The sequence below is a fragment of the Acidobacteriota bacterium genome, from assembly GCA_009861545.1.
Lineage (GTDB): Bacteria > Acidobacteriota > Vicinamibacteria > Vicinamibacterales > UBA8438 > WTFV01.
This window is the reverse complement of sequence record VXME01000110.1, coordinates 85,613-105,270: the sequence shown is the minus strand read 5'-3', so window position 1 is coordinate 105,270 and position 19,658 is coordinate 85,613. Positions and strand designations below refer to the sequence as shown.

Here is a 19,658-nt window from a genome sequence, read left to right as displayed (position 1 = left end):
GGCGGGGTGGTCTGGAAGACGCTGGGGGAGGCGGGGCCGCCGCTGGTCAACGTCAACGGCCCGCGCTACGGCGTCGTCCGGGGCGCCGACCGACGCGTGGTCGGCATCAACAACATCGAGCTCATCACCGACCGGCCCCTGGAGCTGAACCTGCGCGAGATCAAGGCGGTCAAGCGCGACTATCCCGACCGCGCGGTGGTGGTGTCGCTGATGGTGCCGTGCGAGGAGGCCGCCTGGCAGCGCATCCTGCGGCAGGTCGAGGAGACCGGCGCCGACGGCGTCGAGCTGAACTTCGGCTGCCCCCACGGGATGCAGGAGCGCGGGATGGGCGCGGCGGTGGGCCAGGTGCCGGAGTACATCGAGATGGTCACGCGCTGGGTGAAGGCGGCCACCCGGCTGCCGGTCATCGTCAAGCTCACGCCCAACGTCGCCGACATCCGCTACGCGGCCCGCGCGTCCCGGGCGGCAGGCGCCGACGCGGTGAGCCTGATCAACACGGTGAACTCCATCACCTCGGTCAACCTCGACACCTTCAGCCCCGAGCCCTCCATCGACGGCAAGGGCAGTCATGGGGGTTATGCCGGCCCAGCGATCAAACCGATCGGCCTGCACATGGTGGCCGAGATCGCGCGCGACCCGGAGACCGCCGGCCTGCCGCTGTCGGGCATCGGCGGCATCGAGACGTGGCGCGACGCGGCAGAGTACATCGCGCTGGGCTGCGGCAACGTGCAGGTGTGCACCGCGGCGATGGTCTACGGCTTCCGCATCGTCGAGGAGATGATCGCGGGGCTGCAGCTCTGGATGGAGGACAAGGGCTGCGAGCGCCTCTCCGACTTCCAGGGCCGCGCCGTGCCCAACGTCACCGACTGGCAGCACCTGAACCTGAACTACACGGCCAAGGCGCGCATCGACCAGGAGACCTGCATCCAGTGCGGCCGCTGCTACGCGGCCTGCGAGGACACCTCCCACCAGTCGATCGCCGTCCGCGAGGGTCGCGTCTTCGAGGTGATCGACGCCGAGTGCGTCGCCTGCAATCTCTGCGTCATCACCTGCCCGGTGGAGGACTGCATCACGATGGAGTCGCTGCCGGTCGGCGCGGTCGACCCGCGCACCGGCAAGGTGGTGGAAGGCTACGCGAACTGGACGACGCATCCGAACAACCCGGAGGTGGGGTCCGAGCCGCCGGTGTCGTGAGGTGACTGCTACAAAAGTGTTGGCGTTGGGACCTATGGCGACAAGAACGTAGCCCCGGCCGCCATTCTTGTCGTCCCGTCACCGATTTCGTCGTCCGTCGCCGATTCCGACTACGAATCGACCGCCTGAAGGCCCCTCTGTCCGCACCGCGGGGCGCAACCCGGACGACACGCTCGATCCACGAAAAAGTAGGCTGTGGTGGCCTGGTCTGACAATAGTGTCTGTCCTGCCGGGGCCGTCGACGGTCACCTCCCTACGGGCGGATCGCCAATTTTGCTGTTCCCCTGTTGGGCGAATCCACCGCGGGCACACCGCGCACACTCGGCCTCCAGCAGTGGCATCTTCCTTGCACCAGTTCCCGCTCATGACAGTCGTCCCGGCGGGAAACGGCTTGTGCTCGGAAGTCCGGAATCGGCATGCGCAACGGAGAAGGAGAAACATCGTGGCCTGTCACAGACATCGCAGCAACCATGCCGCATACGAGTGGCGTCTCGGATTGGCGGTGGCGTTGCTGGCGGCACTGGCCGGGTGGACCGGCGCCGGCGCCCTCCACGCCCAGGACGACGTAGACGCCGGGGAAGTGGAGATTATGGAAGCGGAAGCCCGCGAAGCGGCGGAAGCGCCGGCTGTGGAGACTCGCGCAGCGGCGGCAGCCCCCGGTTCGGCCGCGGGCGGGGAAGCCCGCGCAGCGGCGGCAGCCCCGGCGGCGGCAGCCCAGGACGTCGAGGCGGCGGCAGTCCAGGAACCGGAGCCGCTGCCCCCGATCTCGGTGGGCGGCGGGCTGCAGTCCAGCTTCCTGCATCACCGGTCGAACGACGCCGACGCCTCCGATCACCTCAGGGTCAACAGCCTGCGCCTGTACCTCAACGGCGCCGCCACCAACAACATCAAGTTCATGGTGAACACGGACATCGACTACGGAGGCTCGCTGGGTGCTCCCAATGTCGGCCAGAACACCAGGTTCAAGATCCTCGACGCGGTCGCCCAGTTCGAGATGTCCGACACGTTCAACGTGTGGGTGGGCAGGTTCCTGCCCCCGAGCGACCGGGCCAACCTGTACGGTCCGTTCTACGCGCACCACTGGGGGGTCTACGCGGACGGCGTCCAGGACGGCTATCCGTTCATCTTCCAGGGCCGCGCGAACGGCGCCGCCTACTGGGGCCAGTTCGACAAGGTCAAGCTGTCCGCGGGCGCCTTCGACGGCCATTCGACAACCGGCGTCTCTTCGCTTATCGGGGCCGGCAGGGTGCAGGTGAACTTCTGGGACCAGGAGCCCGGCTACTACCTGAACAGCACTTACTACGGCGAGAAGAACATTCTCGCGATCGGCCTCGCCGGTCAGACGCAGGCCGAGTCCGGTAACGCCTACAGCGCCGACTTCCTCATGGAGCGCAAGGTCCCGGGCGGCGGCGCCGTGACTCTCGAAGCCGAGTGGGCGCGCTACGACGGCCTCGGCGGCTACGACCCGCGCTACGTGATGAACGACGGCGGCTACCTGCTTGGCGCCTACCTGTTTCCGAAACGCGTCGGTCCCGGCCAGTTCGAGATTCTCGGCAAGTACGCCCGCGCCCGGTTTCGCGAGGGCGTGACGGCCGACTACAACCAGAAGACGACGGAGGTCGATCTCAACTACATCATCCGGCAGTTCAATGCCCGCGTGATGATCTTCTTCAAGGACACCAGCTATACCGCGGTCCAGACCGACGACTTCCAGGTCGGGGTCGGACTGCAGATCCAGATGTAGCGATCCGCCCATACACAGACAGGAGCCAGCTTCATGAAACGCATCCATGCATGTCTCGTCTTTCTCGCCGCCGCCCTGGTCGCCTGCGGCGGGACCGGCGACGCGCCGGAGTCTTCCGCCGACGGCTTGACCGGCGAACCCATCAAGGTCGGCGTTCTGCATTCGCTATCGGGCACGATGGCCATCAGCGAAACCACCTTGAAAGACACCGTCCTGATGATGGTGGACGAGCAGAACGCCAAGGGCGGCCTGCTCGGCAGGCCCGTCGAGGCGGTGGTGGTCGATCCGGCGTCCGACTGGCCGCTGTTCGCCGAGCGCGCACGCGAGCTGCTCGAGTCCGAGGAGGTCGACGTGGTGTTCGGTTGCTGGACATCGGTCTCCCGCAAATCGGTGCTCCCGGTGTTCGAGGAGAACAACGGGCTCCTCTTCTATCCCGTGCAGTACGAGGGCGAGGAGTCGTCGAAGAACGTCATCTATACCGGCGCCGCCCCGAACCAGCAGGCGATTCCCGCCATCGACTACCTGATGAACGAGGTCGGCATCGAGCGCTGGGTGCTCGAGGGCACCGACTACGTCTATCCCCGCACGACCAACCGCATCCTCGAGGCGTATCTGAAGCAGAAGGGGGTCGCGGAAGAGGACATCTCGATCAACTACACCCCGTTCGGGCATTCGGACTGGCAGACGCGCGTTTCCGCCATCCGCCGCTTCGGCTCGGCCGGCAAGCCCACGGCCGTGGTCTCAACCATCAACGGCGACGCCAACGTGCCCTTCTACCTGGAACTCGCCAACCAGGAGGTCTCGGCGGACGAGATCCCGGTCGTCGCGTTCTCGGTGGGCGAGGAAGAGCTGTCCGGTCTCGACACCACGCCGCTGGTCGGCCACCTCGCCGCCTGGAACTACTTCCAGAGCGTGGACTCGCCGGCCAACGCGGAGTTCATCGCGAAGTGGAAGACGTTCGTCGGCAACGCCGAGCGCACTACCAACGACCCGATGGAAGCGCACTATGTCGGCTTCAACCTCTGGGCCAAGGCGGTCGAGAAGGCCGGAACCACCGAAGTCGACGCGGTGCTGGCCGCGTTGCCGGGAACGACGACTCCGAACCTGACCGGCGGCATCGCGGAAGTGCTGCCGAACCACCACATCACCAAGCCGGTGTACATCGGCGAGGTGCAGGCGAACGGGCAGTTCGACGTGGTCTGGCAGACCGACGGCACCGTGCCGGGGGACGCCTGGTCGGACTATCTGCCGGGCAGTGAAGACACGGAAGCGGACTGGGTGACGCTGAATTGCGGCAACTACAACACCGAGACGCAGATGTGCTCCGGACAGAACTACGAGTAGGAGCACGAGCGCCCGGCGGGCGATGGATCCCGAGTCTGTCGCTCGCCTGGTGCCTGCTCGCCGGTCCGGTGCCGGCGGCGGCCGAAACCGGCGACGACGCCTTTCGGGCGCTCGTCGCCGAGTTCGCGGACGCCAACTTCCGCGCGAAGGAAGCGCTGGCCGAGCGGATGCTCGCGACCGGTCACCCTCGCGTGCGGGACGTGCTGACCGCGCTGCTCGAGGACCGCCTGTTCGAGCGCGAACGCGACGCGCGGATCTTCGTCGTCGAGTCGAACGACGAGCGCTTGACCGCCTTCCAACTGCTCGACCCCGCCTCCCTGGACCCCGTGGAGGCGGTCGCGGCCGACCTGCTGAGGCGCATCATCACCAACAACCGGCTCCGCCGGTTCCTGCGGGGCACGATCGCGCGGTTCAGCCTGTCGAGCGCCGACCCCGGCGTGCGCCTCGAAGCCGCGCGGGAGCTGCTGCGCGATCTCGACGAAGAGACCATCGATCTCCTGCGCCGGCGGGCGCAGGTGGAGACCAATCCCGACGTCGCGTACGAGCTCGAGACGGCGCTGGCTCTCGAAGCGCTCGATCACGGCTACCCCGCGGTACGCGTCGCAGCCGTCGAGACGCTCTCGGGCCGGCTCAACCCGGTGGTGCACAACCGCCTGTCGGCGCTGGTGACGACCACCGGGGACGGCGGCCACGTCGAGCCCGACGCGGAAGTGCGTGCCGCGGCAACCGACGCCCTGTGGCGAATCGACTCGAGGCGCAACATGTACTCGGTGCTCGAGACGGCGGCCTTCGGTCTGAGTCTGGGGTCGGTGCTGGTGCTCGTCGCCATCGGGCTGGCGATCACCTTCGGCGTGATGGGCGTCATCAACATGGCCCACGGCGAGTTGATGATGCTCGGCGCCTACACGACCTACGTCGTGCAGCTCTGGATGCCGGACCTCATCGGCGTTTCGCTGCTCGTGGCGGTGCCGGCCGCCTTCCTCGTCGCGGGGACCGTCGGCGTGCTCATAGAGCGCAGCGTCATCCGGTTCCTGTACGGAAGGCCGCTCGAGACCCTGCTCGCCACGTTCGGCGTGAGCCTCGTGCTGCAACAGCTTGTGCGGTCCCTGTTCTCCGCGAACAACCGTGCGGTCGTCACGCCGGCCTGGATGAGCGGGGCGCTGCAGTTCAACGAGGCGTTCTCGCTCACCTACAACCGGATGTACATCGTCCTGTTCGCCCTGCTCGTGTTCGCGCTGGTGCTGGCGGTGCTGCGGCGCACGCGCCTGGGTCTCGACATCCGCGCCGTCTCGCAGAACCGCGCGATGGCGCGGGCCATGGGCGTGCGGACGGAATGGGTCGACGTCATGACGTTCGGACTCGGCGCCGGCATCGCCGGGGTAGCCGGCGTGGCCCTGACCCAGTTGACCAACGTCGGCCCCAACCTCGGCCAGTCCTACATCGTCGACTCGTTCATGGTCGTGGTGTTCGGAGGCGTCGGCAACATCTGGGGCACGCTCATCGGCGGCATGTCGCTGGGCATCGCGAACAAGCTGCTCGAGCCCTTCGCCGGGGCCGTGCTCGGCAAGATCCTGGTCCTGATCGCGTTGATCCTCTTCATCCAGCACCGGCCCCGCGGCCTGTTCCCGCAGACGGGTCGCGCCGCGGAGGGCACGTGATGGCGGTGACGAGGTACCTGCCGGCGGCAATCGCGGATCGCGCCAGCGTGGTGTTTCTGGCGGTGCTGGCGGCCGTCGCGCTGGCGGCGCCGATTCTCAACCTGGCCGTGCCCGAGTCGTCGCCGCTGCATCTGTCGAGCTATGCGGTCGGCCTGATCGGCAAGTACCTGTGCTATGCGCTGCTCGCGCTCGCGGTGGACTTCATCTGGGGCTACTGCGGCATCCTGAGCCTGGGGCACGCCGCGTTCTTCGCGCTCGGGGGCTACGCAATGGGGATGTACCTCATGCGCCAGATCGGCACCCGCGGCGTCTACGGGCACCCGGTCCTGCCCGACTTCATGGTGTTCCTGAACTGGACCGACCTGCCGTGGTTCTGGTACGGCTTCGACCACTTCTGGTTCGCGATGTTGATGGTGGCGCTGGCTCCCGGGGCGCTGGCGTTCCTGTTCGGGTGGCTCGCGTTCCGCTCGCGGGTCACCGGCGTGTATCTGTCGATCATGACGCAGGCGCTCACCTATGCCCTGATGCTCGCGTTCTTCCGTAACGACATGGGGTTCGGGGGCAACAACGGGTTCACCGACTTCAAGGACCTGCTCGGATTCGATCTGCAGAGCGACGCCACCCGTACGACACTCCTGGCGGCGACGGCGGTGGCGCTCGGAGCCAGCTACTGGATCTGCCGGTCGGTGCTCGGGTCGCGCGCCGGGCGGGTGCTGCGCGCCATCCGGGACGCCGAGAGCCGCACCCGTTTCCTGGGCTATCGTGTGGACATCTTCAAGCTGTCGGTGTTCGTGCTGTCCGCGGTGCTCGCCGGGGTGGCGGGCGCGCTGTACGTGCCGCAGGTGGGAATCATCAATCCCAGCGAGTTCGAGCCCATCAACTCGATCGAGGTGGTGATCTGGGTGGCGGTGGGCGGCCGGGGCACGCTGTGGGGAGCGGTCGCCGGGGCGGTGCTCGTCAACTACGCGAAGACCTGGTTCACCGGGGCGCTGCCCGACCTGTGGCTCTACGCGCTCGGCGCGCTGTTCGTGGGCGTCACCCTTTTCCTGCCCCGCGGTCTGGCCGGCATTCGGCTCCCGGCGAGGCGCAGCGCATGAAGGCGGATCCGGGACCCGCCGATTCCGTGAGCCGGCGCGACGCCTGGCGCGAGAAGCGCGACGCCGCGCTGCGGCGGCAACGGTCCCCGCTCGGCGGCGGCGTGCTGTACTTGCAGCACGTAACGGTAAGCTTCGACGGCTTCAAGGCGCTGGACGACCTCACCCTGCACGTCGACCCGGGCGAGCTGCTGTGCGTTATCGGGCCGAACGGGGCCGGCAAGACCACGATGATGGACGTCATCACCGGGAAGACGCGGCCGGACGAGGGCACGGTGTGGTTCGGGAACCAGATCAACCTGTTGACGCTGACCGAGCCGGAGATCGTGCAGGTCGGCATCGGCCGCAAGTTCCAGAAGCCCACCGTCTTCGATTTCCTGACGGTCTTCGAGAACCTGGAGCTGGCCCTCGCCGGCGACAAGTCTTTCTGGCGCACGTTCGTCGCGCGCCTGACCCGCGCCGACCGCGAACGCATCGCTGCCGTTCTCGAGACCACCGGGCTGGAGGCGAAGCGCGACTCGCCGGCCGGGGCCCTGGCCCACGGGCAGAAGCAATGGCTCGAGATCGGCATGCTCCTGATGCAGGAGCCCAAGCTGCTGCTGGTGGACGAGCCGGTCGCCGGCATGACGCCGCAGGAGACCGAGCGCACCGGCGAGCTGCTGCTGTCGCTGGCGGGACGGCACTCGGTGGTCGTCGTCGAGCACGACATGGAGTTCGTGCGGTCGATTGCCAACCGGGTGGCGGTCCTGCACGAGGGGCGGGTGCTGGCCGAGGGCAACATGGAGGACGTACAGGACGACCCGCGGGTCATCGAGGTATATCTCGGCGCATGAGTCTGCTCCGCATCCGCAACCTCAACCAGTCGTACGGCGGCAGCCGCACGCTGTGGGATATCGACCTGGACGTGGCGGCGGGGACGCGCCTGTGCCTGATGGGACGCAACGGCGTAGGCAAGACCACGCTGCTCAAGTGCGTGATGGGTCTGGTGCCGGTCGAGTCCGGGAGCATCGCGTTCGGTGACGTCGACCTGCTCGCGCGACCGCCGGAGAGCCGCGCGCGGATGGGCATCGGCTACGTGCCGCAGGGGCGCGAGGTCTTCCCGCAGCTCACCGTCGAGGAGAACCTGCGCATCGGCCTGGCGGCGCGGCGCGACGGCGTGCGGAGCATCCCGGCGAGCGTGTTCGAGCTGTTTCCGGTGCTGAAGCGGATGCTCCAGCGCCGCGGAGGCGACCTGTCGGGCGGCCAGCAGCAGCAGTTGGCGATAGGCAGGGCCCTGGTGCTCGAGCCGAAGCTGCTGATCCTGGACGAGCCGACGGAAGGGATCCAGCCGAACATCGTCCACGAGATCGGGGATATCATCCTCAGGCTCAACGACGAGGCCGGCGTCACCGTTCTGCTCGTCGAGCAGAAGCTGCCGTTCGCCCGGCGCGTGGCGAGCGAGTTCCGCATCCTGGACAAGGGACGTGCCGTGGCCGGCGGCGCCATCGACGAGTTGAGTGACGATGACATCCGCGACTACCTCACGGTGTGATCCGCGCCGTGAGACCCCGCCGGCGGATGTCCGGCCATCGCATTCGGGAAGCGCAGCCGTGGCGGCCGGTGTCCTGTCGCCGCATGCACCGAGCCGCGCGCAGCCCGGCCGCGGGCGGTTCACGGTCGAGCGGGCGCGCGGGCGCAGCGTCGTGTCGCGGGCCTTCGCCACGAGCCCGCTGCGGCTGCTGACCCCCAGGAACCACGGCCATGCCGCCTGGATCTTCACCTCGAGCCATGGCGGCGGGCTGGTGGACGGCGACGACATCGCGCTACGGGCGTCGGTCGGCGCCGGCGCCACGGCGTTCCTGTCGACGCAGTCCGCCACCAAGGTCTACCGTTCGCCGCGCGGCACACGGGCGGCGCTGGACGCCGACGTCGGCGACAACGCCCTGCTCGTCGTCGCGCCGGACGCCGTGATCTGCTTCGCCGGCTCCCGCTATCGCCAGACGCAGCGGGTCAACCTCGGCGCCGGAAGCGGGCTGGTGCTGCTCGACTGGGTGACGTCGGGCCGCCGGGAGTCGGGCGAGCGCTGGGCCTTCGACGAGTACGTCAGCCGCACCGTCGTCCACCTGGAAGGGCGCCTGCTCGTTCACGACGCGCTGGCGCTGCGGGGGGCGGACGGGCGGATGGATGCCCGCTTCGGTCCGTTCGACGTGCTGGCCGCCGCGGTGCTGGTGGGCCGCGGGCTGGCGGAGGAAATCGAGCGGCTCGACGCCCGCGTGCGCGCCGAACCGGTGAAACGCGGCGCCGACCGTCTCATCGCCGCCGCACCGCTGCAAGACGCCGGCTGCGTCCTGCGGGTCGCGGGCCGCACGGTGGAAGACGTCGACGAAACGTTGCGGGACCTTCTCGGTTTTGTGCCCCGGCTGCTCGGCGACAGCCCGTGGGCGCGGAAATGGTAGCGCCATGCATCTGACACCGCGCGAGGTCGACAAGCTGATCCTGCACCAGGCCGGGTTCCTGGCGCAGAAACGGCTTGCCCGCGGGCTCAGGCTGAACTACGTCGAGGCGGTCGCGCTGATTGCGACGCAACTGCTGGAGTTCATTCGGGACGGGCGCTCGGTGGCCGAGCTGATGGACCTCGGACGGCGGTTCCTGGGAACCGGCGACGTCCTCGACGGGATAGCCGACATGGTGGACGAGGTGCAGGTCGAAGGCACTTTCCCCGACGGCACGAAGCTCGTGACGGTCCACCACCCCATCGTGGCGGAGCACGGCGACCACGAGCTGGCGCTGTACGGCAGCTTTCTCACGCCGCCCGCGCCAGAACGGACGGGCGGACCCCCGGCCGCGGGGCTGGCGGGAGCCCCCGGCGAGGTAATGACCGCGGACGGCGCCATCACGCTGAACGAGGATCGCGACGCCGTCAGCCTGACCGTCGCGAACACCGGCGACCGGCCCATCCAGGTCGGCAGCCACTACCACTTCTTCGAGACCAATCGCGCCCTGGCCTTCGACCGCAGGGCGGCCTACGGACGCCGCCTGGACATTCCCGCGGGCACCGCGGTCCGCTTCGAGCCCGGCGAGAGCAAGACGGCCACGCTGGTGCCCATCGCCGGTGCGCGCGTCGTCCGCGGCGGCAACGCCTGGGCGAGCGGCCCGGTGGACGAATCACGCGACCTGGAGAACCTGGAGTAGTCATGCCGCATCGCATCGACCGGCGGCACTACGCCGACCTGTACGGACCCACCCGCGGCGACCGGCTGCGCCTGGGAGACACCGGGCTGGTGGCGGAAGTCGAAGACGACGCAACCGTCTATGGAGACGAGTGCAAGTTCGGCGGCGGCAAGGTGCTGCGCGACGGCATGGGACAGGCCGCCGGCGTCTCGGACGAGCGCGCCCTCGACTGCGTGATCACCAACGCCCTGATCGTCGACTGGACCGGCATCCGCAAGGCGGACGTCGGCATCAAGAACGGGCGCATCGCGGGCATCGGAAAGGCGGGCAACCCGGACGTCATGGCCGGCGTCGGCGACGACCTCGTCGTGGGGGTGACCACCGAGGCCATCGCCGGCGAGGGGCTCGTCCTGACCGCCGGCGCCATCGACGCCCACATCCACTTCATCTCGCCGCAGCAGGTCTACGAGGCGGTCGCCAGCGGCGTCACCACGTTCATCGGGGGCGGCACCGGACCGGCCACCGGCACCAAGGCGACGACGTGCACGCCGGGCAGCCGGCACATCGAGCTGATGTTGCAGGCCAACGATCCGCTGCCGATGAACTTCGGCTTCCTGGGCAAGGGCAATACGTCGCTGCCGGAAGGCATCGAGGAGCAGATCCGGAGCGGCGCGGTCGGGCTGAAGCTGCACGAGGACTGGGGCTCGACGCCGGCCACCATCGACTGCTGCCTGACCGAGGCGGACCGCTTCGACGTGCAGGTGGCCATCCACACCGACACGCTCAACGAGTCGGGTTTCGTCGACGCCTCCATCGCGGCGTTCAAGGGCCGCACGATCCACACGTACCATACGGAAGGCGCCGGCGGCGGCCACGCCCCGGACATCATCCGCGTCTGCGGCGAGCCCAACGTCCTGCCGAGCTCGACCAACCCGACGCGCCCGTACACCGTCAACACCCTCGACGAGCATCTCGACATGCTCATGGTCTGCCACCACCTGGACAAGAACACGCCGGAGGACGTCGCTTTCGCCGAGAGCCGTATCCGTGGCAAGACGATCGCGGCCGAGGACGTGCTGCACGACCTGGGGGCGATCAGCATCATGGCGAGCGACAGCCAGGCCATGGGACGCGTGGGAGAGGTCGTCACGCGCACCTGGCAGACCGCCGACAAGATGCGGTCCGAGCGCGGCCGCCTGGACGCCGAGCAGGGTGACAACGACAACCTCCGGATCCGGCGCTACGTAGCCAAGTACACGGTGAACCCGGCGATCGCGCACGGGATCGCCCACGAGGTGGGCTCGGTGGAGGTGGGCAAGCTGGCCGACCTCGTGCTGTGGAAGCCGGCCTTCTTCGGGGTCAAGCCGGAGCTCGTCCTCAAGGGCGGATTCATCGCCTGGGCGCAGATGGGCGACGCCAACGCATCGATCCCGACGCCCCAGCCACAGTTGATGCGCCCGATGTTCGGCGCCTTCGGCCGGGCCACCGGGGCGACGTCGCTGGCCTTCGTATCCGGCCTCTCGCTGCAGGAGGGAACCGTCGCGCGCTACGGGCTCACGAAAGAGCTGTCGGCCGTGCGCGGGTGCCGTACGATCGGCAAGCGGGACATGAAGCTCAACGACGCGCTGCCGCGCATCGAGGTCGATCCGGAGACCTACGTCGTCACCGCCGACGGCGAAGTCCTGACGGCCGAGGCGGCCGCGGTCCTGCCGCTCGCGCAGCGCTACTGCTTGTTCTGAGAGATGTCCGACTGGCTGGCGTGGCAGGTCGTGGACTCGGCGTTTCCCGTAGGGGTATTCGCGCACTCCTGGGGTCTCGAGGCGGCGTGGCAGGCGGGACACGTGGAGGACGAGACGGCCTTGCGGCGGTTCTTGGCGGAATCGATTCAGCAGACGGGATGGAGCGCGCTGCCGCTGATGAGCGCCGCTTACGAGCGACCCGAACGCCTGGCGGAACTGGACGAGCTGAACCACGCCTTCCTCACGAACGGCGTGGCCAACCGCGCCAGCCGCGTGCAGGGGCGGACGCTGGCCGCCACCGCGGCGCGGGTGTGGCCATCGAGCGCCATGAGCGACCTGCAGGCCCGGACCCGGGCCGGTCGGGCGCACGTGGCGCCGCTGTCGGGCGTCGTCTTTCGAACCATCGGGCTGTCGCCGGAGACGGCGCGCAAGGCGGTCCTCTACGGCGCGGCCCGCGGCGTGTTGTCGGCGGCGGTGCGTCTCGGAATCGTCGGCAGCTACGGGGCGCAGCGGATGCAGCATGCCGCCGCGACGCACCTCGACGCGACGCTGGAACGGTGTCGCACGCTTGCGCCCGAGGAAATTTGCCAGACGGCGCCGATCATCGACGTGCTCCAGGGAGCGCACGACCGCCTGTACTCGCGACTGTTCCAGTCCTAGCGCGACCGCAGGCCGCGTTGGGAGTCGTGCTGGCGCGAAGCTCCTGCGGGACAGACTCCTGAAGCGTGAAGAGCAACCATTTGACAACCGTGACGACGAATACCGAGACGACAAGTGTCCCGTCGAGAAAGTGAAGCCCCATGCACGACATGATCGACCGCCCGTACTACCACCATGACCCGGCCGGGAACGATCCCTCCGAGCCCGGGCTTTTCGCGGACCGAGACACGCCGCACGCGCGTGACTACCGGCAGCGCGCCTTCACGGTAGGCATCGGCGGACCGGTCGGCAGCGGAAAGACGGCGCTGCTTCTAACGCTGTGCCGCAAGCTCCGGGACCGCTACAGCCTCGCGGTCGTGACGAACGACATCTTCACCAAGGAGGATGGCGAGTTCCTGGTGCGCCACGAGGCACTGGAGACCCGCCGCATCACCGCCGTCGAAACCGGCGGCTGCCCGCACACCGCGGTACGTGACGACGTCAGTCAGAACCTGGACGCGCTGGCGCAACTGATGGTGCAAGTGCAACCCGAACTGCTGTTCGTCGAGAGCGGGGGGGACAACCTGGCCGCCCAGTTCAGCCGCGACCTGGCGGACTTCACCATCTACGTCATCGACGTGTCCGGCGGCGACAAGATCCCCCGCAAGGGGGGGCCGGGCATCACCCAATCGGACCTGCTCGTGATCAACAAGACAGACCTGGCCACGCTCGTCGGCGCCGACCTCGACGTCATGGCCCGGGACTCGCGGCGCATGCGGGGCGACGGTCCGTTCGTGTTCGCCCAGGTCACCAACGGCGTGGGCGTGGACACCATCACCGACGCCGTGGTCGCGGGTCTGGAGATGACGCGCCCCGGGTCGTCCTGAGACCGAAGGCGCCGGCGCCGTCCCTGTTGCCGGTGAGGATGGCGCGGCCGTCGGCGTGAGACGAGCGCCGCTGCCGGTCGCTGGCGGCTCGAGCAGGATGAGGAGCGAGGGCACCATGCCAAACAATCGTAACGACTCCTCGAGGGAGCAGTTCCGAGTGATGGGGACTGACGGCCGAATTCCGCGCACTCGCGCTGCGTCATCCACTCGAGCATTCGATGACACCGGCCTCGAGAAGCGCGGTCTCAATCCCGCGGTGTCCAAGATCACAGTGCGGCCGGCACCGCCGAAGCCGATCGCGACCAATCAGACGACTCCAAAGCATCCTGGTGCTGGGCGCTGCGGCCTTTCTCGCAGCCTACCTGCCGGCCCGCCGCGCGAACCGGTCAGTCCCGTCGGTGGCGCTGCGGACCGACTGAGTGAGGGTGGCCCAAGCCGACGCGCCGACCCAGCGGCCTCTTCATCTCGAGGCCGGGTCCCGGCGCGTTGACGCCCGCAGCGTCGTCCAGTACGTTGAGTGTTGATTCCGATGCAGGTCTTCATCAGCCACTCCGATTCGGATTCTCCGCTGGCCGCCCGCGTGTCCAGGGCGCTCCGGAAGGCCGGACTGCAGGTGTGGGATCCGGATCTCCACCTCTTCCCGGGCGATAACTGGCCGGCCGAGGTGGGCCGCGCGCTCGAAGAGTCCGACGCCATGGTCGTTCTCTTGACGCCCAGCTCGATCAGTTCGCCGCACGTCAAGGCTGAGATGATGTACGCGCTGGGTTCGAAGAGCTACAGAAACCGACTGATTCCCGTCGCAGTCGGTGGTCGGGAGCAGCTTCCGAAGGGCGAGATTCCCTGGATCGTCCGAAAGCTGCACTGGGTGGATCTGCCGAACCCGGAGAGCGCCGATCCCGAAGTCAAGCCCATCGCCGCGGCGCTCCTCGGCCAGGCCTGAGCCCGAGTAGGTGCCGAGCGCAAGTGCCGACCGAGGTCTTCGTCTCGCATTCGCACGCAGATCAGGAGTTCGCCGAGCGGTTGGTCGGCGTTCTGCGCCACCATCAGATTCCGGTGTGGTACAGCGACACCGACATCCAGGGTGCCCAGCAGTGGCACGACGAGATCGGCAGAGCGTTGCAGCGATGCGATTGGTTCATCGTCGTTCTCTCCCCGGAGTCCGTGGCTTCCATGTGGGTGAAGAGAGAACTTCTGTACGCCCTCGACCAACGCCGATTTGAGGGGCGCATCGCTCCGCTGGTGCATCGAACGTGTGACTACGAGCCGTTGTCCTGGACCCTGTCCCAGTTGCAGATGATCGATTTCACCCGCAGTTTCGATGACGGATGCCGCGCTCTGCTCCGAATCTGGGACGTGCAATACACCCCGTAGCGCCGCGGCAACGCGCAGGTGTGCACCGCCGCCATGGTCTACGGCTTCCGCATCGTCGAGGAGATGATCGCGGGGCTCCACTCCTCGTCGAGCACCACGAAGGTTGCGCCCGTCGCGGATCGCGATCGACTGGCCCTGTGAAGAACTGCAGCACGATGGAGACGCTGCCGGTCGGCGCGGGAATCTGGGCGATACACGGTCGCAGACCGGGACACAGGGCTCTCGCGGTGAACTCGCAGTAGGATGAAGGGCGTGAACCCCGACACGGTGTGGATCATCAGCGCGGTGATCTCGGTCACCGTGGCGCTCGCCGTTTTCTTGTAAGTTGCGGAGCCGCCGTGGAATTCGAGCTCACACCCCGCCAGATGCGCACCGTTGCGGCCGCGGTAACCACCGTGGCGGCGGTGATCATTCTCATCGCGGCCGGGTTGCTGGGATGGTTGATCGTGTTGTTCGTTCGGACCTTCTCGGGCGTGTTCCTGCCTCTGGTGGTCGGGGGTGTTGCGGCACTCGTGTTCCGGCCGTACTACGACTGGCTGCGCGGCCCGGGCCGGATGCCGGTCGCAGGAGCGGTCGCTGCGGTGTTCCTTTCCGCCCTCGTCCCGCTGGCCGCGTTCACTGCGTTCTTCGGGCATCTGGCGGTTCGTCAGTTTCTCGGCCTCGCTGAGCAGGTGCCCGAGCTATGGGAGCAGACTCGTACGTTGGCCGAGGCGATGCTGCCGCGCGTCGGCGTGGTGCTCGATACCTGGGGCGTGGGCGAATTGCTGGGGGAGGTCGTGTCGGCTCAACAGACCACGGTGGTGGAATGGTTGCGGACTGTCGTGTCGGGCGCGGTCGAGGCCGGTTTCGGATTCGCGCGTGGGTTCAGTGCCCTGCTCTCGTGGGCGATCACGCCGATCTACTTCGCTTACTTCCTGACCGCCACCGGCATTCGGTTCGACGCCGATCAACTGCTGCCGTTTCTCAAGCCTGGCGCGCGCAGGGACGTGACGTATCTGCTGCACGAGTTCGTCGCCATCCTCGTCGCGTTTCTTCGCGGACAGTTGATCATCGCGTCCCTGCAGGGCTTGCTGTTCGCCGTCGGCTTCTCCCTGATCGGTCTCAGCTACGGGTTCGTCATCGGCATGGCGCTGGGGATGCTCAACATCGTTCCGTACCTCGGTAGTATGATCGGGCTCGCCGTTGCCCTGCCTATCGCCTTCTTCCAAGCGGACGGCGGCCTGAGTACCTGCGTGCTCCTGCTGGTGGTGTTCGCCGTCGTGCAGCAGATCGAGGGCTGGTTCCTGACCCCAAGAATCATGGGCGAGCGTACCGGCCTCCACTTCATGGCCATAGTCGTGGCGATTCTGTTCTGGGGCACGGTATTCGACAGTGTCCTGGGACTGGTCCTGGCGATTCCGCTGACCGCGTTCCTGGAGTCGGTCTGGCACTTGGCGCGCGAGAAGTACATTCCGCATCGTTAACCGGGGCCGTCTGCGCCGCCGGACCCTCGCCAGTCCGCCGGGTGCCCGCGGCGGGCCAACCGGAAGGCTGGCCGGCAATCCACTCCGCAACAACGCGACTCCCACGGCGCGCTCCGTTGTCGCGGAGCACTGGAGCGGAACCGCATCGACCAGAACGACCTCGCTGATTCGTCCCTTTCGTTCTCGGGCCGGATTGGTCATGCGCTGATCAGCGCGTCCAGGCGCTCGAGAAGCGCTTCATAGTCACCCACCCAGGTGACGATTGCAGTGACCGTATCAGCCGGCAGCGCCATGCGTTCCGCCAGATCGGTGAGATAGCGCTCTTCTTCTGCGCTCATCTCATCAGCGAGAGCCAGCGTCACCGCGTCGCGGTAGACCAGCACCCGCGTCGCCCACGGCAGCGCCGACAGATCGCGCGGTACTTCGGGAAGGTTGTCGAGATCCACGCCGAAGTGCGCAGCGTGCTGCTCGAGGAGCTCTTGCTCGGCGGGATGGAGCCCGTCCACATGCGCGATCTCAGACAACGTGGCAACGTACAGTGACGGCGACAGGCCGTCGAGCGGATCGCGCAGCGGGTCCATGTTCATCCCTGCATGTACGTGTCGACGTCACCGGTTGTGTGGAGAATGCTTTCATCCGGAACGCCGACGGCTTTCGCCCCCCGGACGCTGGCCTTCAACAGTGTGGTGTTGCTCTCTGGATCGAAGGCGGTTGTCGCCAAGCGCTCCAGGTTTCCGAACCAGGCGTCCAACTGCTGTACGCGCGTACGGTACTCCTGGTCGAGCTGCTCATAGGCGTCCCGCTCGTAGTCGGCGAGCGCTCCGGCCAACGCGGACGCCGACTCTCCGAGTCCGTTCTTGAGAGCCGACGCGACCAGTTTCCCGGCCAGGCTCCCGAGCAGAGCGCCGAGCATCGGGATCGGCACTAGCGTTTGGCCACCTGCGACCGCCAGTCCCGCGACGGCGGCATCCATGGCAACGATATAAGACATCTCGACGAACTGATCGCCGTCTATCGTCCCGGCATGATGGTCCCGCAAGAGGGACCCGACGCCCATCAGGGCGCTGACCAGAGAGCCGGCAAACGGTGCGGCCAACGCTGTCGAGTTGGTCAGGGTGTAAACGGCGCTTCCGGCGACTGCGCCGCCGCCGGCACCCTGTGCCCCTACGACGCCGACGTCCTGCCAGTCCTGGATCGAGAATCCTCCTCTGAAGGGATTCTTGCCCTCACGGCACTTCACCCAGATCGCCTGCGCCAATCCGACACCCCCACCGATTGTGGCGCCCAACGTGGTGGCCTTGCCCAATCCGGCCGGGGATGGGCCGTGCTCGGCCTGCGCTGCGTCCCGCAGGTCCTCTTTCTCTTGGGCGAGTCGGGCCTCACGGTCCTGAAGGGTGTCGTGAACCCGTCCCCGTTGAACCTCGGAGTAGCGGGCGTCGCCCGGCTCGAGCAGTTCGTCGACCGACCGACCCGTTGCCCGCTCAAGACTGTCGGCTTCGCGTTGGATCGCGGCCGCGCTTCGGTCGGACAGACCGTCTATGCTGCCAGTCCGGCGAAGCTCGTCCAACTGCTGGTGCTGGTCACGGGGAATGTGGTAGCGACCGTGCTCACTGGCGAAGTCCGGGTACTTCTCGGCATGGGAGGCAACACCGTCAAGGGTATTGCGTAGACCGTTGTAGTACTTGGACTGGATGTCCACGTCGGCCACCCGGTAATCCACCGGACCGGTGCGCGGAACCCCATCGAACGTCGCGGACGGAACCCGGCCGTAGAGCACGTCTCTCGCACGGCTCACACCGACGTGGACCTGTTCGGCGATCTCGCCGTGCTTGGTATCTGAGTTCCCGAGGATGTTCTCCGGCGATCCCACGAAGTCCCGGACAACCTGCAATTCCCGCATGGCGGCCAGAAACGCCCGATCCTGTCCCTGCAGTGCCGCGGCGAGTTCGTCGGCTCGATGCGCGGCGTCCAGATCACTCCACGCAGCGGCAACCTGAGCGGAGACATGCGTCCCGGTCCGAACGTCGGGAGACTGACTCACAACACGACTTCCTTGCGGATCAACTCGCTGAGCGAGCGAATGTGATTGATGAGGGCGCCGAGACGATCCTTGTGTCCCGGGTCGAACCGTCGATAGTCGTGCGGAGCGCGACTGCGAAGCCATCGGAGCGAAGCCAGCGTGCCCTCGGTGTACGTCTGCGTACTTGCTTCGAGCCGCTCGATTTCCTTGTGGGCTGTCCGCAGGGAACGGACCTCGCCTTCAACCCGGACACGCTCCTGTACGGCTCTCCGCGCGAGGACACCGTTGCGGTAGTGGAGATAAGTACCCGAGCCCACAAGCGCGAGACCGCCGACGGTCCAGCCGACCGGTCCGGCTAGGGCCAGGAGTGCGTTGCCGGCCGCCATTCCGCCGCCGCCGGCTGCCAGCGCGCCGCCGCCGAGCCAGGCGAGAGCGGCATTGGTGGCTGCGGCACCGGACAAGGCGGAGATGGCGGTGCCCGTCGACGCGGTACCGAATGTGGTGGCCACAGCCAAGGCCGCGGTCGGACCGAATGCAGCCATGCTTATCCCGGCCGTCGTCCCGGCCAGGCCGAAGCCACTCCCAATCTTGCCGGACTTGGCGGCCTCCATCTCGATGCGTTTCACAGTGCTGCCGAACCGATCGATCTCGATACGGAACGCGCGAACCGACTTGTCGAACTCCTTGGGCGTGTTCGCCAGCCCGTTGACGTATTCCTCCACGGGCTCGATCACCTCGGCGGCAACCCGTTGCCGCTGTTCGAACAGCCTTACGCTGGCCTGCTCGACCTGCTCGCGAAGGCTCTCGTGTTCCTTGAGCGACTCCCGGAGCTTCTCGACCGCCGCGCAGCGGGTTGACACATTGAACAGGCGCCCGCGGGCCTGCCCGACTGCCCCATGAATCACCTGTCGGTTGGGGAGCGATTGACGGAGCTTGTGGACCGCCTCGCCGACGTCGAACGTGGATGAACCGGGCATGGACCACGCGCTCAATGTCCGCCGAGCGATTCAGACCTGCGGGGGGATGTTTCCAGTCCCACTACCGCAAGGTCTCGTCGTTTCTTGTGCCACGAGGAATTGCCCACTGTTACCTTCGCCCATTGGCGCTTGACCTGGGTCCGCTGAATCGGGCGTCCGACTTCCGGTTCGACAAGCATCCACGTTAGGTCGAAGTGAATCCCTATTTCGATGAGAGTCCGGGACGTACTCCATCCTCCAGGAACACAAAGGCCTGCGCCGGAGCGCGGGCCTCGGAAGGAAGGCAACACGTGCTTGCGCCTCACCGAGCAGCGTACATTCGAGCGCCGACCGCGTCAAGACCGCGCGAAGGCTCGATCTGCGGGGAGGATCTTCAAA

18 protein-coding genes are annotated in these 19,658 nt (G+C 67.4%); 15 read left to right on the top strand and 3 right to left on the bottom strand.

Translation table 11 applies throughout. The features are described from left to right. From preA to F4X11_18110, 15 genes are all read left to right on the top strand, one after another. Positions 1 to 1,194: NAD-dependent dihydropyrimidine dehydrogenase subunit PreA (gene preA / locus F4X11_18180; protein ID MYN66933.1), on the top strand; the 1,194-nt coding region annotated here is incomplete at its 5' end. Between the two features lie 442 nt (positions 1,195 to 1,636). After that, a complete protein-coding gene (locus F4X11_18175) occupies positions 1,637 to 2,938 on the top strand; it encodes a hypothetical protein (protein ID MYN66932.1) in 1,302 nt (433 codons plus the stop codon). Between the two features lie 33 nt (positions 2,939 to 2,971). Continuing rightward, a complete protein-coding gene (gene urtA, locus F4X11_18170; protein ID MYN66931.1) occupies positions 2,972 to 4,282 on the top strand; it encodes an urea ABC transporter substrate-binding protein in 1,311 nt (436 codons plus the stop codon). 167 nt (positions 4,283 to 4,449) lie between these two features. Further along, positions 4,450 to 5,940: an urea ABC transporter permease subunit UrtB gene (gene urtB / locus F4X11_18165; protein MYN66930.1), complete on the top strand. Its 1,491-nt coding sequence runs from the start codon at positions 4,450 to 4,452 to the stop codon at positions 5,938 to 5,940. Then, the gene (gene urtC, locus F4X11_18160; GenBank protein ID MYN66929.1) at positions 5,940 to 7,037 is read left to right on the top strand and encodes an urea ABC transporter permease subunit UrtC; all 1,098 of its coding nucleotides are present in this window, start codon (positions 5,940 to 5,942) and stop codon (positions 7,035 to 7,037) included. Before urtB ends, urtC begins: the two co-directional genes overlap by 1 nt. Next, positions 7,034 to 7,867, top strand: coding sequence for an urea ABC transporter ATP-binding protein UrtD (urtD, locus tag F4X11_18155; GenBank protein MYN66928.1), 834 nt, complete (start codon positions 7,034 to 7,036; stop codon positions 7,865 to 7,867). Before urtC ends, urtD begins: the two co-directional genes overlap by 4 nt. A 2-nt stretch (positions 7,868 to 7,869) precedes the next feature. Continuing rightward, on the top strand, positions 7,870 to 8,565 hold the full coding sequence (urtE, locus tag F4X11_18150; GenBank protein MYN66927.1) for an urea ABC transporter ATP-binding subunit UrtE: 696 nt from the start codon (positions 7,870 to 7,872) through the stop codon (positions 8,563 to 8,565). Next, positions 8,537 to 9,469, top strand: a complete 933-nt coding sequence (locus tag F4X11_18145; protein ID MYN66926.1) for an urease accessory protein UreD — start codon at positions 8,537 to 8,539, stop codon at positions 9,467 to 9,469. Before urtE ends, F4X11_18145 begins: the two co-directional genes overlap by 29 nt. 4 nt (positions 9,470 to 9,473) lie before the next feature. Beyond that, complete coding sequence (locus F4X11_18140; protein MYN66925.1) at positions 9,474 to 10,205, top strand: urease subunit beta; 732 nt, start codon at positions 9,474 to 9,476, stop codon at positions 10,203 to 10,205. Positions 10,206 to 10,207: 2 nt separating this feature from the next. After that, positions 10,208 to 11,923, top strand: a complete 1,716-nt coding sequence (gene ureC, locus F4X11_18135; GenBank protein ID MYN66924.1) for an urease subunit alpha — start codon at positions 10,208 to 10,210, stop codon at positions 11,921 to 11,923. Positions 11,924 to 11,926: 3 nt separating this feature from the next. Further along, a complete protein-coding gene (locus tag F4X11_18130) occupies positions 11,927 to 12,583 on the top strand; it encodes an urease accessory protein UreF (GenBank protein MYN66923.1) in 657 nt (218 codons plus the stop codon). A gap of 140 nt (positions 12,584 to 12,723) precedes the next feature. Beyond that, on the top strand, positions 12,724 to 13,449 hold the full coding sequence (gene ureG, locus F4X11_18125; GenBank protein ID MYN66922.1) for an urease accessory protein UreG: 726 nt from the start codon (positions 12,724 to 12,726) through the stop codon (positions 13,447 to 13,449). Between the two features lie 529 nt (positions 13,450 to 13,978). Beyond that, entirely contained in the window at positions 13,979 to 14,389 is a 411-nt protein-coding gene (locus tag F4X11_18120; GenBank protein MYN66921.1) for a toll/interleukin-1 receptor domain-containing protein, read from the top strand. 23 nt (positions 14,390 to 14,412) lie between these two features. Further along, the gene (locus tag F4X11_18115) at positions 14,413 to 14,820 is read left to right on the top strand and encodes a toll/interleukin-1 receptor domain-containing protein (protein MYN66920.1); all 408 of its coding nucleotides are present in this window, start codon (positions 14,413 to 14,415) and stop codon (positions 14,818 to 14,820) included. 338 nt (positions 14,821 to 15,158) lie between these two features. Further along, positions 15,159 to 16,283 carry an AI-2E family transporter gene (locus F4X11_18110; GenBank protein MYN66919.1) on the top strand — a complete coding sequence of 375 codons (1,125 nt, stop codon included), beginning with the start codon at positions 15,159 to 15,161 and terminating at the stop codon, positions 16,281 to 16,283. 197 nt (positions 16,284 to 16,480) lie between these two features. Here F4X11_18110 and F4X11_18105 read toward each other — a convergent pair whose 3' ends face one another. From F4X11_18105 to F4X11_18095, 3 genes are read right to left on the bottom strand one after another with little or no spacing between them, the layout of a single operon-like run. After that, positions 16,481 to 16,864: a hypothetical protein gene (locus F4X11_18105; GenBank protein MYN66918.1), complete on the bottom strand. Its 384-nt coding sequence runs from the start codon at positions 16,862 to 16,864 to the stop codon at positions 16,481 to 16,483. Positions 16,865 to 16,866: 2 nt separating this feature from the next. Continuing rightward, entirely contained in the window at positions 16,867 to 18,324 is a 1,458-nt protein-coding gene (locus tag F4X11_18100; protein ID MYN66917.1) for a hypothetical protein, read from the bottom strand. Next, positions 18,321 to 19,172 carry a hypothetical protein gene (locus F4X11_18095; GenBank protein ID MYN66916.1) on the bottom strand — a complete coding sequence of 284 codons (852 nt, stop codon included), beginning with the start codon at positions 19,170 to 19,172 and terminating at the stop codon, positions 18,321 to 18,323. Before F4X11_18095 ends, F4X11_18100 begins: the two co-directional genes overlap by 4 nt. Positions 19,173 to 19,658 lie beyond the last annotated feature (486 nt).